This window comes from Saccharothrix tamanrassetensis (assembly GCF_014203665.1).
GTDB lineage: Bacteria > Actinomycetota > Actinomycetes > Mycobacteriales > Pseudonocardiaceae > Actinosynnema > Actinosynnema tamanrassetense.
Map to the genome: position 1 here is coordinate 475,766 of NZ_JACHJN010000006.1, position 14,319 is coordinate 490,084.

A 14,319-nucleotide genomic window follows, 5' to 3' on the forward strand; every position below is an offset into this window, starting at 1 on the left:
CGGGTGATCCTCCCAGCAGTCGTGCCGGGTGCGGAACCAGCGGTGCCCGCGAGGACGTGCGGATCGTGACCGCGCCACGGGCGTGATCCTCGCGGCACTCGTGCGGGGTGTGGAATCATCGTCCGGGTGACCTTCCTGGCCCGACTCCGCCGCTTGGTCCAACGAACCCTGATCGGCGCTCTGGTGGTGGGGTTCCTCGTCGTGGGCGGCACGGCGTTCCGGGTGTGGCAGGTGGCCCGCGAGGACGACCGGACCCATGCCGACATGGCTGTGGTGCTGGGCGCCGCGCAGTACAACGGCGTGCCCTCGGAGGTGCTGGAAGCCCGGCTGGAGCACGCCCGGCGGCTGTTCCAGCAGGGGGTCGTCAAGTACATCGCGACCACCGGCGGCCGGCAGCCCGGCGACAACTACACCGAGGGCCAGGCCGGGAAGATGTGGTTGGAGGAGCACGGGGTTCCCTCCGACCGGATCCTGGAGGTCGGCGAGGGCGCGGACACGCTGGGCAGCATCCGGGCGCTGGCTTCCCAGGCGCGCGCCAAGTCGTTGAAGACCGCGGTGATCGTGTCGGACCCCTGGCACTCGCTGCGGGCCCGGACCATGGCCGAGGACGAGGGGCTGGACGCCTGGACCTCGCCGACGCGGAGCGGGCCGAACGTGCAGACGCGGGAGACCCAGCTGTTCTACATCAGGAGGGAGACCGGGGCGTTGCTCTACTACCACCTGATGAAGGCTCCGGTGGACGTGTTCGACGGCATCGTGCTGTAGCGCCCGGCCGGTGCCTAGGCTGAGCGGATGAGTGGCGGTTACACCGGGCACGACTCGGCGCGGCTGTTGGCCGAAGGCCCCAAGGGTGCCGTGCTGCCCGGCGCGCGGGCGGAGCGGCGCACCCCGTTCTCGCGGGACCGGGCACGGGTGCTGCACTCCGCCGCGTTGCGCAGGCTCGCGGGCAAGACCCAGGTCGTCGGCCCCGGCGAGGGGTCCGAGGTGACCGGTGTGCCGCGCACCCGGCTCACGCACTCACTGGAGGTCGCCCAGATCGGGCGCGGCATCGGCGAAGAGCTCGGGTGCGACCCGGATGTCGTCGACACGGCCGGGCTGGCGCACGACATCGGGCACCCGCCGTTCGGGCACAACGGGGAGCGGGCGCTCGACGAGCTCTCCGGGCCGTGCGGGGGGTTCGAGGGCAACGCGCAGACGTTGCGCATCCTCACCCGGCTGGAGCCCAAGACCGAGCGCGGTCTCAACCTGACCCGGGCTTGTCTGGACGCCGCCACGAAGTACCCGTGGCCGCGCCGGCCCGGTCAGTCGAAGTTCGGCGTCTACCCGGACGACCTGGACGTCTTCGAGTGGTTGCGCGAGGGTGCCCCGGACGGGCGTCGGTGCCTCGAGGCCCAGGTCATGGACTGGGCGGACGACGTCGCCTACTCGGTGCACGACGTGGAGGACGGGGTGCTCACGCACCGGATCAGCCTGGCGTCGCTGGGGGATCCGGAGGAACGCGCGGCGATCGCGGAACTGGCCGCCAAGCACTTCTCCGACCAGCCGGTGTCGGCGTTGGAGGCCACCGCGGAGGAGTTGTCGCGGTTGCCGGTCATCGCGGAGTTGGCGGACTACGACGGGTCGTTGCGGGCCCAGGTCGCGTTGAAGCGGCTCACCAGCGAGCTGGTGGGGCGGTTCGCCTCGGCGGCGGTGGGCGCCACCCGTGAGGTGCACGGGGACGGGCCGCTGCTGCGGTACGAGGCCGACCTGGTCGTCCCGCCGCTGGTGGCCGCCGAGGTGGCGCTGCTGAAGGCGGTCGCCGTCCGGTACGTCATGAGCGATCCGCAGCGGCTGCGGCTGCAGGAGCGCCAGCGGCAGTTGATCGGCGAGCTGGTGGCGCGGTTGCTCGCCGGCGCGCCGCAGGCGTTGGACCCGGCGTTCGGACCCGCCTGGCGGCAGGCCGCCGACGACGCCGCACGGCTGCGGGTGGTGGTGGACCAGGTCGCGTTGCTCACCGACGCGCAGGCCGTCGCCTGGCACACGGCGAACGGCTCACCCGGGCGCGTGTGACCGGTGGCACACTCGTGGGCATGGCCGAGGAGTCGACGCGACCGCCGGGCCGGGCGTGGCCGTGGCGCAGGCCCGGTCGGGATCCGGTGCACGCCGGGGACTTCGCCGACGACGGGTGGACCGACGATCCCGAGGACGGTTCGGCCGGGGTGCGCGAGCCCCGACGGCCCAAGCCGCTCGGGCCGTCCAGTGGTGCGGGGGAGCGTCCTATCCCGGACGACCCGATAGTGCTGAAGGAGAGCCAGTGCCTGATCGAGCACACCTGACGTTCGCGCTGACCCTGCACGACGCCATCGCGCCCGATCGGCGCCGCAACGCGTGCTGGTCGCCGTACTCGGTGGCCAGTGCGCTGGGCATGCTCGCCGCAGGCGCGCGCGGGGACAGCGAGCGCGAACTGGTCGCGCTGCTGGGGCCGGGCAACGCCGAGCTGCTCAAGGCTTCCGACGTCGGCGACGACGCGGAGTTCGCGGTCGCCAACACGCTGTGGGCGTGGGACGCGTTGCCGCTCGACGAGGACTTCCTGGTCGGGCTGGCCGGGTGGCCGGGCGGGAAGGTGCGGTCCGCGCCGTTCCGGGACGACTCCGAAGGCGCGCGCAAGCTGATCAACGCCGACGTCGCGGACACCACCCGCGGTCTGATCCCGGAGCTGCTGCCGCCCGGCGCGGTCACCGCGGACACGGTGGCGTCGTTGGTCAACGCCCTGTACCTGAAGTGCGGGTGGGCCGAGGAGTTCCCGGCGCACGACACCGCCCCCCGGCCGTTCCGGGGCGCCGGCGACGTGCCGACCATGCGGCTGGAAGCCGACCTGCGCTACGGCCGGGCGGCCGGGTGGGAGGCGGTGGCGCTGGCCGCGCGCGGGGACGTCGAAGCCGTCGTGCTGCTGCCGGCGGACGGGCTGGGCGCCGTCGACGGTGTGCCCGAGGTGCTGGAAAGCCTTGAGCCGCAACGGGTCGAGCTGTTCCTGCCGAAGCTGGACCTCACCGTGCCGACGATCCTGGGCGACCCGCTGCGCCGGGTCGGCGTGCGGGCGGTGTTCACCGAGGCGGCCGACCTGACCGGGCTGAGCCCCGATCCCCGGCTGTACGTGGACGAGGTGCTGCACGAAGCCGTGCTGCGGTTGGACGAGCAGGGTTTCGAGGGTGCGGCGGCCACCGCCGTGATGATGCGCCTGACGTCGGTCGTGCGGCACCCGCCCGCCCGTACCGTCCGGGTCGACCGGCCCTACCTGCTGCTGGTCCGGCACGCCGGCACCGGCGCGGTCTACTTCCTGGCCCAGGTCGTCGCGCCCTGATCCGGGAAGCGCAACTGGAGCCGCATCCCCTCGCCGTCGCGGCCCGGCAGGGCGCACAGCAGCACGGTGCCCCGCTCGCCGTGGCGGACCCGCACGGCGCACGAGTCGCCGGTCAGCAGGGTGCCCGCCAGCATGCCGGCGGCTTCGGGGTCGAGTTCGAGGGTGAGGCTGGTCATGGGGCACGACGGTATGCCCTCCGCCACCCCCGACCCAGTCACCTGAAGGTGTCACGTTCGGTCCCGCCGCCCCGTCCCCGGTGTACTGCCCGAGACGAGGAGGGGACATGCCCAGGATCCCGACGGTCACCACGAAGCAGGCGAACCCGCTGGTCAAGCTCGCCTACTGGTTCTCCAGGCGCAAGTTCGGCGCGGTGCCCGAGCCGGTCGCGGTGTCGGCGCACCACCGGAAGCTGCTGATGGCGAGCGCCCGGCACGAACTGGCCGTGGAACGCGGCGCGAGGACGCTGCCGGTGTCGCTGCGCGAACTCGTGGTCTACGCCACGGCCGTGAAGCTCGGCTGCTCGTGGTGCGTCGACTTCAGCACCATGCTGACCAAGCACGAGGGGTTGGACGTCGACCGGCTGCGTGAGATCCACGTGTACCAATCCTCGGACAAGTACACGGAACTTGAGAAATTGGCACTCGCCTACGCCGACGCGATGACCGGGACGCCGATCGCCGTGACCGACGAACAGGTCACCGAGCTCGACCGGCGGCTCGGGCACGAGGGCCTGGTGGAACTGACCTACCTGATCGCGCTGGAGAACCAGCGCGGCCGGTTCAACTCCGCGTTCGGCATCACCGACCAGGGCTTCACCTCCGGCGACGCGTGCCGGGTGCCGATGCCCTGAGCCGGTCGGGCGAGGATGGCCGTGTCTCCCGGACGGCCATCCGCCCCGGCTCAGGCGGTGCGGACGACGAAGTCGAACGTCCCCTGGTAGCGGTTGCCGGTGAGCGGGCCGAGCTTGATCACCGTGTCGCGGACGTAGTACGCGTCACGGCGGTTGAGCGCCGCCACGTTCATGCCGTACGCCCTGGTGTCGTCCGGGAAGTACAGCTGCGTGGTCAGCACCGGTCCACGCGGTGCCTGCACCTTGACGTGGATGTGCGGTGTCCGTCCGGGGTAGTCCTTCGGGACGATGGTCTCCAGCGTGTACCTGCCCTGGGCATCGGTGAACTGGTGCCCGCGCATCCGGTAGGCCGCCGTGTTGTTGTCGTACTGGCCGCGCTGGTCGGCCTGCCAGAAGTCGAGCAGGACGTTGGCCAGGGGACGGCAGCGGATGTCGTACACGAAGCCGGTCAGACTGAGCAGCACACCCGAGACTCCAGTCGTGCGCAGGTTGGTGCGAAGCGGGGAGTTGCGCCGGAAGTACGGACCCTCGATGACGGGAGGGGTGTCATCGCCGTCCGTGCACTGCGGGGTGAGGGGCAGGGTCTCACCTTCCGCGAGCGGCGCCCCGGCCAAGCCCACGCCTGCCGCGGTCAACGCCACCGCGGCCGTGCCGGTGGCGATGAACGAGCGACGTGAGGTGCCGTCCTCGTTGATTACTTCGGTCATGTAAGGCGTTCCTTCCTGGTGGGAAAGGCGGCGCCATTAACGCTAGCTTGGTCTAGACCAACGCGGATCTGCCGTTCAGTTCACTCCGTGTGAAGGGTTGATTGCTCCGCGTGGCCCTGTGTCGACCCCGCGCGGGTTTCAGAACCGCACGTGGCCGAGCTTGTCCGGGTTGGCGAAGTCGTAGACCACGGCCACCTTCCCGTCCCGCACCACGAACGTGCTCACCCGCGCGGCCAGGTTGCCCTGCGCCCGGAACTTGATCCCCAGGTCGCCGTTGACCAGCACCGGCTCGCCGCCGGGCAGGCCCTCGTACCGGCGCATCAGGCCCAGGATGAAGCGGGACACCTTGTCCGCGCCGGAGACCGTGTTGATCGCCGTGCGCGCCTTGCCGCCGCCGTCGCCCACCACCGTGACGTCCGGGTGCAGCAGGCCGACCACCGCGTCCACGTCGCCGGAGGCCAGCGCGGCCACGAACCGCTCCAGCACCTCGCGCTGCTCGTCCAGCGCCACGCGGGGTGGCGGGGGAGCGTCGGAGGCCGCGCGACGGCCCCGTGACGCGTGCTGGCGGGCCGTGGCGACCGTGCAGCCCAACGTCTCCGCGATCGACTCGAACGGCACCCCGAACGCGTCGTGCAGCACGAACGCCACCCGCTGCTCGGGGGTGAGCCGGTCCAGCACCACCAGCGCCGCCATCCGCACGCCGTCGTCCCGGACCACCGCCTCCAGCGGGTCGTCCTCCCACGACGTGACCAGCGGCTCGGGCAGCCACTGGCCCACGTACTTCTCCCGCCGCACGGCCGCCGACCGCAGCCGGTCCAGGCAGATCCGCCCCACCACGGTGGTCAGCCAGCCGCGCAGCTCCCGGATCTCCTCCCGCGCCTGCCCGGACAGCCGGGTCAGCCGCAGCCACGCCTCCTGCACCGCGTCCTCCGCGTCGGCCACGCTGCCGGTGAGCCGGTAGGCGACGCCGATCAGGTGCGACCGGTGCTCGGTGAAGGTGGCGGCCAGGGTCTGCTCGGCGGCGGTCACGCCCTCCAGTCTGCCGGCACTAGACTCGCCGACTGTGGCAGGACGAATCCGGGACAGCGATATCGCGTTGGTGCGGGACCGCAGCCGGATCGACGAGGTCGTCGGCGACCACGTCTCGCTGCGGCGGGCGGGCGGCGGCGCGCTGAAGGGCCTGTGCCCGTTCCACGACGAGAAGTCGCCCAGCTTCAACGTCCGTCCCACGCACGGCACGTACCACTGCTTCGGCTGCGGCGAGGGCGGCGACGTGATCGCCTTCGTGATGAAGGTCGAGCACCTGGGTTTCGTGGAGGCCGTCGAACGGCTCGCCGACCGCGCCGGCATCCAGCTCACCTACGAGGGCGGCGGCGCGACCGTCCAGCGCGACCGCGGCACCCGCAGCAGGCTCATCGAGGCGCACCGGGCCGCCGCCGAGTTCTACGCCGAGCAGCTCGCCACCCCGGACGCGATGCCCGCGCGCGAGTTCCTGGCGCAGCGCGGCTTCGACGAGTCGGCCGCCCGGGTGTTCGGCTGCGGGTTCGCGCCGGCGGGCTGGGACCGGCTCACCAAGCACCTGCTGGGCCGGGGCTTCGAGCTGACCGAGCTGATCAAGGCGCAGCTGTCCAAGGAGGGCAGGCAGGGCCCGATCGACCGGTTCCACCGCCGGCTGCTGTGGCCGATCCGGGACATGGGCGGGGACGTGGTCGGCTTCGGCGCGCGCCGGATCTTCGACGACGACCAGATCCAGGCCAAGTACCTCAACACCAGCGAGAGCCCGATCTACAAGAAGTCGCAGGTGTTGTTCGGGCTCGACCTGGCCAAGCGGGAGATCGCCAAGCGGCGGCAGGCGGTCGTGGTCGAGGGCTACACCGACGTGATGGCGATGCACCTCGCGGGCGTGCCCACGGCGGTCGCGTCGTGCGGCACGGCGTTCGGCACGGAGCACATGACCGTGCTGCGGCGCCTGCTCATCGACGACGACCTCAACGGCGAGGTGATCTTCACCTTCGACGGGGACGCGGCCGGGCAGAAGGCGGCGCTCAAGGCGTTCGACGGCGAGCAGCAGTTCTCCGCGCAGACCTACATCGCGATCGCGCCGGACGGCATGGACCCGTGCGAGCTGCGCCAGGCCAAGGGCGACGTGGCGGTGCGCGACCTGGTGGCCCGGCGCACCCCGCTGTTCGAGTTCGCCATCAGGACCCAGTTGCAGGCCTACGACCTGGACTCGGTGGACGGCCGGGTCGAGGCGCTGAAGAAGATGGTGCCGTTCGTCGCGCAGATCAAGGACCGCGCCAAGCGGGACGGGTACGCCACGAAGCTCGCCTGGTGGGTCGGCTGGGACGACGAGTCGGCCGTGGTGCGGCGGGTGCGCGAGACGGCGACCGGGCGTGCGCCCGCGAAGGGCCGGCCGCGCGCGGCGGACCCGAACCAGGGTGCGCTCGCCGTGGAGGTGGACGGCCCGTCGCGGCCGGATCCGCGCGATCCGGAGCTGCTGCCCCAGCGGGAGGCGTTGAAGGCCGCGTTGCAGCTGCCCGAGATGGCCGGGCCGAGCTACGACTCGCTGCCCGACGAGGTGTTCACGCACCCCGTCTACCAGGCGCTGCACCAGGCGATCCGGGACGCGGGCGGGGTGTCCGGCGGGCTGTCCGGGCCCGCGTTCCTGGACGCGGTGAGCCGGCGCTGCGACCAGCAGGTGGTCCGGTCGGTGCTGACCGAGCTGTCCGTGGAGGCGCTGCAGGTGCGCGCGGACGAGTACCGGTACGTGCAGAGCGTGCTGGCCCGGCTGCAGCAGCGGTTGGTGGGCTCGCAGATCGTGGAGATCAAGTCGCGGCTGCGGCGGGTGTCGCCGATCGAGGAGGCCGACGAGTACCGCGCGCTGTTCGGCGACCTGATCGCGCTGGAGGAGTACCACAAGGAACTGCGTGACCAATCGGTTGGCGGGCTGTGATGGGGCTGTGGCGCAGGTTGTTCGGCTCGGGCGCGCCCGACGGGTTCACCGGTGGGCTCGCGCCGGACGAGCACGTGCTCGCATCGGCCGCGGTCGGCGACGGGTTCCTGGTCGCCTCGACGCTGGGGCTGTGGCTGCCGGGTCCGCGCCGGGTCGGCTGGCACCTGGTCAGCAAGGCCTCGTGGAGCGGAACGGCGTTGACCGTGGTCGAGGCCGAGGAGGACGGCGCGGCGGGGCAGGCCGTGCTGCTGCGCGACCTGCCGCCGCAGCGGTTCCCGCTGGCCGAGCCGGGCAAGGTGCCGGAGGTCGTGCACGCGCGGGTGACCGGGTCGATCCGGTCGCGGGAGCACCGTGCGGACGTGGGCGCCTGGTTCGTGCAGCGCAAGGTGCCCGGCCGGGACGGCGTGGTGCTCCAGGTGCGGCCGGACGCGGGCGCGGACGCCGAGTTGGTCCGCAGGGTCGCGGCGGAGGTGGCCGCGAAGATCGCGGCGTTGCGCACGGTCGACTAGTGGCAGCAGTACGCGCGTACGGTATCAGTACGTCCGTACTGTAACTGGAGGTGCGCATGTGGGATCCGGTCGAGTACCTGTCGTTCGCCGACCACCGGTCACGGCCCTTCCACGAGTTGATGGCCCGCGTGGGCGCGGAATCGCCCCGTCGGGTGGTCGACCTGGGCTGCGGTCCGGGCAACCTGACGGCGACCCTGGTCGACCGCTGGCCGTCGGCCGTGGTGGAGGCGCTGGACTCGTCGCCGGAGATGGTGCGGGCCGCCAGGGTGCGCGGGCTGGACGCGCGGGTGGGGGACGTGGCGGCGTGGCAGCCCGCGCCGGACACGGACGTCGTGGTGACCAACGCGGTGTTGCAGTGGGTGCCGGGACACGAGGACCTGCTGCGGCATTGGGTGGACGCGCTGCCGCCCGGGGCGTGGCTGGCGATGCAGGTGCCGGGGAACTTCGACGGTCCCTCGCACGCGCTCGTGCGGGCGCTCGTGGCGGCCTCCTGGCCGTCGCTGGCAGGCCTGGTGCGGGCGTCGCCGGTGCTCGACCCGGCGGGGTACGCGGACGTGCTGGGCGCCGCCGAGGTGGACGCCTGGGAGACGACCTACCTCCAGCGGCTGGACGGGCCGGACGCCGTGCTGGAGTGGATCACCGGCACGGCACTGCGGCCCATCCGCGCGGCGCTGGACGACGCGGACTGGGCCGGGTTCCGGGCGCGACTCGCGCCGCTGCTGCGCGAGGCGTACCCGGAACGGGCGGACGGGACCACCTGGTTCCCGTTCCGCCGCATCTTCGCCGTGGCGAGGGTCCGCTGATCAGGTGGCGTTGGCGCGCGGGATGACCGGATCCCGCCGGTGCCCGTTGGCGTTGTGCGAGGCGGACCGCCCGAAGCCGGTCTTCTCCCCGACCTTGGCCCGCACGATGCCGGCCGCCCCCTGTACCGCGGGGTGGTCGACGACCGCCCGGAACCCGCGGGCGATCTGGTCGTAGCGGTGCCGCCCCGCCCGGGCGCCGAGGACGTAGCCGACGGCCGCGCCCAACAGGATGCCCTTCATGAGGTCTCCTCTCCTGGTCGAAGTGCCTGGTCACGTCCCATCCTGCCGGAAGCGGAGGGGGTGTGTGCGAGCACTGTTCCGGATGCGCTAGAGTTATGTCCCGTCAGGCCGACGAGGCCCGGCGAGACAACCGAACATTCCCCCTTAGCTCAATGGCAGAGCATTCGACTGTTAATCGAAGGGTTACTGGTTCGAATCCAGTAGGGGGAGCATTCGCCCAGGTCAGCCCTGTCCACTGCGGACGGGGGCTGACCTGTTCCGGTCCGGCGCATGTTCTGCCCACACCCTTCGTGACGTCGCACGCGTTGTCTGCGATCGTCCCCAGGATGGCCGCCGAGCCGGTCGGCGAAACCTTCCGCGTGAAGTACCCGTGCCGGGACGTCGACACCCCGGGACCACCCGTTCGTCACACCTCCAGGTGGTACGGGTGCGGCAGTCTTGACGACATGCCGGACCGTTTCGCCAACCGCCGCCTGATCGAGTCCCTGGACCCCGAACGCGACCACCAGCGCATCCTGCGGGTGTCCTCGGCCTACGAGTTCCCGTGGGACTACGTGCGGGCGCTGGAGTTCGCCCTCTTCAAGACCTACTGCGTGCCGTCCATCTCGGGGCTGCTGGCCAGGACCGGCGAGTTCGAGCGGCGGGCGCAGAAGCGCTACGACGACACCGCGCTGCTCATGGCGGAGCTGGTGGACCACGGCTACGACTCGCCGCGCGGCAAGGAGGCGCTGCGGGTGGTGAACCGCCTGCACGGGCGGTACGAGATCGCGAACGACGACATGAGGTACGTGCTGTCGACGTTCGTCTACGAGCCGATCGACTGGTTGGAACAGTTCGGCTGGCGACCGTTGACCGAGCAGGAGCGCCTGGCGGCGTTCCACTTCTACCGCGCCGTGGGCGAACGGATGGCGATCAGGGACGTGCCGGACAGCTACGAGGAGTTCCGCGCGTTCAAGCGGGCGTACGAGGAGGAGCACTTCGTCTACCACGACACGAACCGCCGCATCGGCCAGTACACCCTCGACCTGTTCTGCTCCTGGTACCCCGCACCCCGAGCCCTCACGTCCCGCGCCGTCGTGGCCCTGCTGGACCCCCGCATGACCGACGCGTTCGGCTTCACCCCGCCGCCGTCGTGGCTGGGCGACCTCGAACGCCGTGCCCTGCGCCTGCGGGCCCGAGCCGTCCGCCGCCTCCCACCCCGCAGAACCCCACGCCTGACCAACGACCCGACCAACCGCACGTACCCCGGCTACCCGACCGGCTACCGACCGTCCGATCTCGGAGCCCCGTAGCCGCTTTGCACACGGGTTGGTCACGTGCTGCCGGGTTGCCGAGACGCGGAGACCGCTGATCTGTACTCTCCTGAACCGCACATCAGGGGGCTGTAGCTCAGCTGGTCAGAGCAGCGGACTCATAATCCGTCAGGTCGTGGGTTCGAGCCCCACCGGCCCCACTCCCGGTGCTGGTCAGCGTGGCGAAGATCCGAATGTCCAAGATCGACGCCACGCTTTTGCCAACGCTTGGCGACGGAGACCCCTTGATCGCCTCCAGCGCGTCGGCAGCCCAGGGACCAACGGCCGTTCCCGAAGGACCGTGTCGGGTGGCCAAGCTGGTCGCGCGCAGCGCCGCACAGACGGACATCAACCAGGCTGGCGGTGGTCGCATCGAGGAGTGAGCGCGCCGCCCCGCTGCGAGTGGAACCCTGCAGTGATTCCGGTCGATGCCGGCCCTTGCGGGCAGTCGGATCGAGTCTCAGCGGCGTTGCGTGCGGCGACTACGTTGGTCGGGTGACCGATGCGATCTCGGGTGAGGCGTTCGACGGTTGGAGACGGGCTCTTGAAGAGTTCACGTCGACCAAGGCTGCCGCGGAGGCCTGGAGGCATCGGCGGTATCGGTTCGCGCATCGGTTGGGCCGCGCGCTGACGGGTGTGCAGGCGGATGGGCCGCCGAGCATGACCGGCCATGTCCTGTACGGGGTGTGGCTGGACTGGGGTCTGCTGTACGTGGGGCAGACCGGTCAGTCGGAACGGCGACTGCGGGACCTGGCAGTCGGGGAGAGCCACCACTTGGCGAACACGTTTCCACCTGAGATTTGGCACCGCGTCGTCGTGGTGGCCTGGCCGCGGTTGCCCGAAGCGGGTCCACTGACCGGTGTGCTCGATCCGCGCGAGGTCAGCTTGGCTTTGGAACACCGCTTGCAGTCGTGGCTCAAGCCGCTGGCGAATGCATCACGTAGGACGTCTGACGGTCGGTGGAGGCCCGTCGACTGGAGCAGGAGCAAGTCGGTGGGTGCCCGGATTGCCCCCCAGGTCGACAAGCTGTTCGAAGCTGTCCAAGAGGTCTGGGGCGAGGCGTCACAGACCGAGGTCGGCACGGTGACTGACGTCTACAGTGTGGCGTTTCCCGCCCAGCTTCTCCCGGACTAGCCAGAAAGATCACCGCCGCAGCAGTGACGGTGTTCGGTACCCATGATCACCACAACGCTTCGCCCACTTGTGAGGCCTTCGGGGACACCGGCGCAGCAACGCGACCTGTCAGGTCGGTGAGCGGAGCCGCGCCGGTGTCTTTCCGATCAGGCCGCTATGCCGCCTGTTCGTCCGCCGACCGCACCGCCCGGCTGCCCTTCCCCTTGGCGGTGAACGGGATGTCGGCGAACTGCAACGTGATGCCGTGGTGGTGCATGTCTTCGTTGAGCCGCAACAAATCGACCATCGACAGCGTGAACAGCTGCTCGACGTCCCACTGCCGTCCGGCGACCGCCAGCACGACCACCCGCGGTCGCTTCGTGATGCGGCGCCGGTCGTCGATCAGGTGCACCTTCGCATCCAGTTGCTCCAGCGCCTCCGGCTCCAGGCGCTGGGCCCAAGCCGACACGCGCGCCTGGGTGAACAGGTGACTTGCGGCCGTGGCGCGTGCCAGCCACTTGACGTGCACCACCTCGTCCTTCGGCCCGATCACGTCGGCCAGCTCGAACCTCGGGTGCATCGGCGTGTGCGCGAGACTCTTGTCCAGGCAGAGGTAACCGTCCTGGAGCGCAACCTTCTCGCAGTAGCGGTGCTCGTCGTCCTGCTCGCCGGTCGGCGTCCAGAGCGGGAACTCCAGGTCGCTCTTGTTCGCCACCAGCTCGGCCACCTGGCTCCGCACCTGCCGCACGGCATCCTGCCCGATCTCGTACCACCGCCCCTGGTGCAGGCAGTAGGTGTGGGTGCCGATCGTGGTCTCGAACGCCACCCACCGGTCCATCGGGATGGGGTTGGTGAGGAACTCCTGGCCGTGCTCGTCGGCGCACGGCATCAGGCGGCTCACCTTCAGCTCGCTGACCCGCGCCGACAGCGGGATCCTGGCGAACCGCTCCGAGATGGCCTCGATGTCGAGGTCGGCGTCGAGCTCGACGGGGCCGTAACCACCGGCGTCGTTGGTGTAGAAGGAGTTCGCCTCGTCCATGGCCGACGCCGCCGCGGTCGGCCAGCACAGGCCGAGCGGACCGAACTGCTCGTCACCGCCGAGGGCGACGGCCAAGCGGCCCTCCAGGTCGGGCACCAACGGGTCGTTGTCACCGAGCGGACGCACCTGGGAGATGAAGCGGAGGGGCGAGTCCTCGTCGCTCTGCTCCACGATGCGGCAGATCTCCTCCAGGTCGGCCAGGAACGTCTCGGGCGAGTTGCCGATCTGGATGTTCAACGAGTCGCCCGCCCGGATCTGGAACGGTTTGCCGTCCGTGGCCTCGTGGTAGGTCAGACCCTCCATGTCCGCCTTGCCGGTGATCCGCGTGACCAGCTCGCCGGCCTGATCGATGCGGAAGCCCGGCACCGTGCTGCCGGAGGGGAACGACACCTGGCGGTTGCGGGCGGAGATGTCGAGCAAGCTGCTGCTGACCGCGCGCAGCTTGGTCGGGTCGAGCCGGCGGATGGCGTAGAGGAGGCCGAACCCCTCGTCCAACCGCAGGTCGTCGAGCAGGTAGCGCCCACCGCCGAAGGCGGCGACCATCATCCACTTGCGGACCGGTACGAGGATGACGGCGAAGGGCGCGTAGCTCGCGAGTTCCAACTGCTCGCCGGTGATCCCGGCGACGTGCTTGCCCCACGAGGCAGCGTCGACGGCGCGGACACCGGCGACCAGGTGGGACTTCACTCCGGCGATCACCACCGGGCCGTCGTACTCGGGGATCACCCCTTCGGGGAAGGTGAGGTAGTTCCGGGGAGACATGCCACCGATGAACCGGTAGATCGTCATCGGGGCACAGGGAAGAGGCTGACGAGACAAGACGAAGATCCTTTTCTGGGACCGCACCGGGCGAAAGCCGAAGTCGGGAGAGGGCCCTGGAACCGCGCGTTGCGGCGGTGTTGAGCGAGAAGCTGACGGAGATGTCCGCGAACGCGGACTCAGGTGCATACGCCGAGGCGGGTGACGGCGAGTCGAGGCACGTGGCGATCGCGCACGGCGGCGATCCCCAGGGTGACGACCGACCACCGGCCGAGCAGCAGCACGACTGCGAGCAGGCCGGACACGGCCAGACCGAGCAGTACTCGCATCCGGTGGTGCAAAGCGACGACGCTGGGGCGGCTTCCGCGCCGGACCGACAGTCCGCAGGTGGGCTGCGGTTCGCGCAGTAGGTGGTCCGGCGCAGGTACGCGGTGGAGGGCGAGGCCCGCCCGAACGCCCGTACAGGCGAACTCACCCAGCTGTGCGTGCTCGAAACCTAGGCGGATTGGTGTAGACCGCTCTACACTCAACAGTTGTTCCTCCGATCAGTCTTCTGGTTGCTATGCCAGGGGGACGTGGTGGGACGCCTGCGGTCCCCTGCGCCAACAGGGGACCGCATCTGTATTTCAGGCACCGTGTGTGACGGTGCCGCCAAGAATGCCGGCCCTAACGAGTTACGACATCACTTCTGATGAACCGCTGCGCCGAGCGGCC

The 14,319-nt window shown here is 70.6% G+C and carries 17 protein-coding genes and 2 tRNA genes; 13 read left to right on the forward strand and 6 right to left on the reverse strand.

Annotated elements, in window-relative coordinates:
* Window positions 1-126: 126 nt before the first annotated feature.
* The 4 genes from FHS29_RS21790 to FHS29_RS21805 are packed head-to-tail and all read left to right on the forward strand — an operon-like array spanning window position 127 to window position 3,340.
* Complete coding sequence (locus tag FHS29_RS21790; protein WP_184693173.1) at window positions 127-765, forward strand: YdcF family protein; 639 nt, start codon at window positions 127-129, stop codon at window positions 763-765.
* A 27-nt stretch (window positions 766-792) separates the two neighbouring features.
* Window positions 793-2,049, forward strand: coding sequence for a deoxyguanosinetriphosphate triphosphohydrolase (locus FHS29_RS21795; protein ID WP_184693175.1), 1,257 nt, complete (start codon window positions 793-795; stop codon window positions 2,047-2,049).
* Window positions 2,050-2,069: 20 nt separating this feature from the next.
* Window positions 2,070-2,315 carry a hypothetical protein gene (locus FHS29_RS21800; protein WP_184693177.1) on the forward strand — a complete coding sequence of 82 codons (246 nt, stop codon included), beginning with the start codon at window positions 2,070-2,072 and terminating at the stop codon, window positions 2,313-2,315.
* Entirely contained in the window at window positions 2,294-3,340 is a 1,047-nt protein-coding gene (locus FHS29_RS21805) for a serpin family protein (protein ID WP_184693179.1), read from the forward strand. The genes FHS29_RS21800 and FHS29_RS21805 overlap by 22 nt, the downstream gene beginning before the upstream one ends.
* On the opposite strand, the gene FHS29_RS21810 is transcribed toward FHS29_RS21805, so the two are convergent.
* Window positions 3,310-3,516 (reverse strand): hypothetical protein, encoded by a 207-nt coding sequence (locus tag FHS29_RS21810; protein WP_184693181.1) that lies wholly within the window; start codon window positions 3,514-3,516, stop codon window positions 3,310-3,312. The two genes, FHS29_RS21805 and FHS29_RS21810, sit on opposite strands and share 31 nt — an antisense overlap.
* Window positions 3,517-3,623: 107 nt before the next feature.
* On the opposite strand from FHS29_RS21810, the gene FHS29_RS21815 reads away from it, so the two are divergent.
* Window positions 3,624-4,190 (forward strand): carboxymuconolactone decarboxylase family protein, encoded by a 567-nt coding sequence (locus FHS29_RS21815; protein ID WP_184693183.1) that lies wholly within the window; start codon window positions 3,624-3,626, stop codon window positions 4,188-4,190.
* A 50-nt stretch (window positions 4,191-4,240) separates the two neighbouring features.
* Here FHS29_RS21815 and FHS29_RS21820 read toward each other — a convergent pair whose 3' ends face one another.
* The gene (locus FHS29_RS21820; RefSeq protein ID WP_184693185.1) at window positions 4,241-4,897 is read right to left on the reverse strand and encodes a dioxygenase family protein; all 657 of its coding nucleotides are present in this window, start codon (window positions 4,895-4,897) and stop codon (window positions 4,241-4,243) included.
* Between the two features lie 138 nt (window positions 4,898-5,035).
* A complete protein-coding gene (locus FHS29_RS21825; protein WP_184693187.1) occupies window positions 5,036-5,926 on the reverse strand; it encodes a sigma-70 family RNA polymerase sigma factor in 891 nt (296 codons plus the stop codon).
* A gap of 34 nt (window positions 5,927-5,960) precedes the next feature.
* On the opposite strand from FHS29_RS21825, the gene dnaG reads away from it, so the two are divergent.
* From dnaG to FHS29_RS21840, 3 genes are read left to right on the forward strand one after another with little or no spacing between them, the layout of a single operon-like run.
* Window positions 5,961-7,850: a DNA primase gene (gene dnaG, locus FHS29_RS21830; protein WP_184693189.1), complete on the forward strand. Its 1,890-nt coding sequence runs from the start codon at window positions 5,961-5,963 to the stop codon at window positions 7,848-7,850.
* The gene (locus FHS29_RS21835) at window positions 7,850-8,359 is read left to right on the forward strand and encodes a hypothetical protein (RefSeq protein WP_184693191.1); all 510 of its coding nucleotides are present in this window, start codon (window positions 7,850-7,852) and stop codon (window positions 8,357-8,359) included. Before dnaG ends, FHS29_RS21835 begins: the two co-directional genes overlap by 1 nt.
* 56 nt (window positions 8,360-8,415) lie before the next feature.
* A complete protein-coding gene (locus tag FHS29_RS21840; RefSeq protein ID WP_184693193.1) occupies window positions 8,416-9,162 on the forward strand; it encodes a trans-aconitate 2-methyltransferase in 747 nt (248 codons plus the stop codon).
* Here FHS29_RS21840 and FHS29_RS21845 read toward each other — a convergent pair whose 3' ends face one another.
* Window positions 9,163-9,402: a hypothetical protein gene (locus tag FHS29_RS21845; protein WP_184693195.1), complete on the reverse strand. Its 240-nt coding sequence runs from the start codon at window positions 9,400-9,402 to the stop codon at window positions 9,163-9,165.
* A gap of 138 nt (window positions 9,403-9,540) precedes the next feature.
* Between FHS29_RS21845 and FHS29_RS21850 the strand changes: the two genes are divergently transcribed.
* The 5 genes from FHS29_RS21850 to FHS29_RS21870 all read left to right on the forward strand — a co-directional run bounded on the left by FHS29_RS21850 (window position 9,541) and on the right by FHS29_RS21870 (window position 11,828).
* Window positions 9,541-9,612: transfer RNA gene (locus FHS29_RS21850), tRNA-Asn, on the forward strand.
* Window positions 9,613-9,848: 236 nt separating this feature from the next.
* On the forward strand, window positions 9,849-10,694 hold the full coding sequence (locus FHS29_RS21855; RefSeq protein ID WP_184693197.1) for an oxygenase MpaB family protein: 846 nt from the start codon (window positions 9,849-9,851) through the stop codon (window positions 10,692-10,694).
* Between the two features lie 86 nt (window positions 10,695-10,780).
* Window positions 10,781-10,855 (forward strand) — tRNA-Ile (locus FHS29_RS21860).
* 33 nt (window positions 10,856-10,888) lie between these two features.
* Window positions 10,889-11,077 (forward strand): hypothetical protein, encoded by a 189-nt coding sequence (locus FHS29_RS21865; RefSeq protein WP_184693199.1) that lies wholly within the window; start codon window positions 10,889-10,891, stop codon window positions 11,075-11,077.
* Window positions 11,078-11,189: 112 nt separating this feature from the next.
* Window positions 11,190-11,828, forward strand: a complete 639-nt coding sequence (locus FHS29_RS21870; RefSeq protein ID WP_184693201.1) for a P-loop NTPase family protein — start codon at window positions 11,190-11,192, stop codon at window positions 11,826-11,828.
* Window positions 11,829-11,982: 154 nt separating this feature from the next.
* On the opposite strand, the gene FHS29_RS21875 is transcribed toward FHS29_RS21870, so the two are convergent.
* Window positions 11,983-13,635, reverse strand: a complete 1,653-nt coding sequence (locus FHS29_RS21875; protein ID WP_184693203.1) for a TIGR04141 family sporadically distributed protein — start codon at window positions 13,633-13,635, stop codon at window positions 11,983-11,985.
* 149 nt (window positions 13,636-13,784) lie between these two features.
* Window positions 13,785-13,934 (reverse strand): hypothetical protein, encoded by a 150-nt coding sequence (locus FHS29_RS21880; protein ID WP_184693204.1) that lies wholly within the window; start codon window positions 13,932-13,934, stop codon window positions 13,785-13,787.
* Window positions 13,935-14,319: the final 385 nt, after the last annotated feature.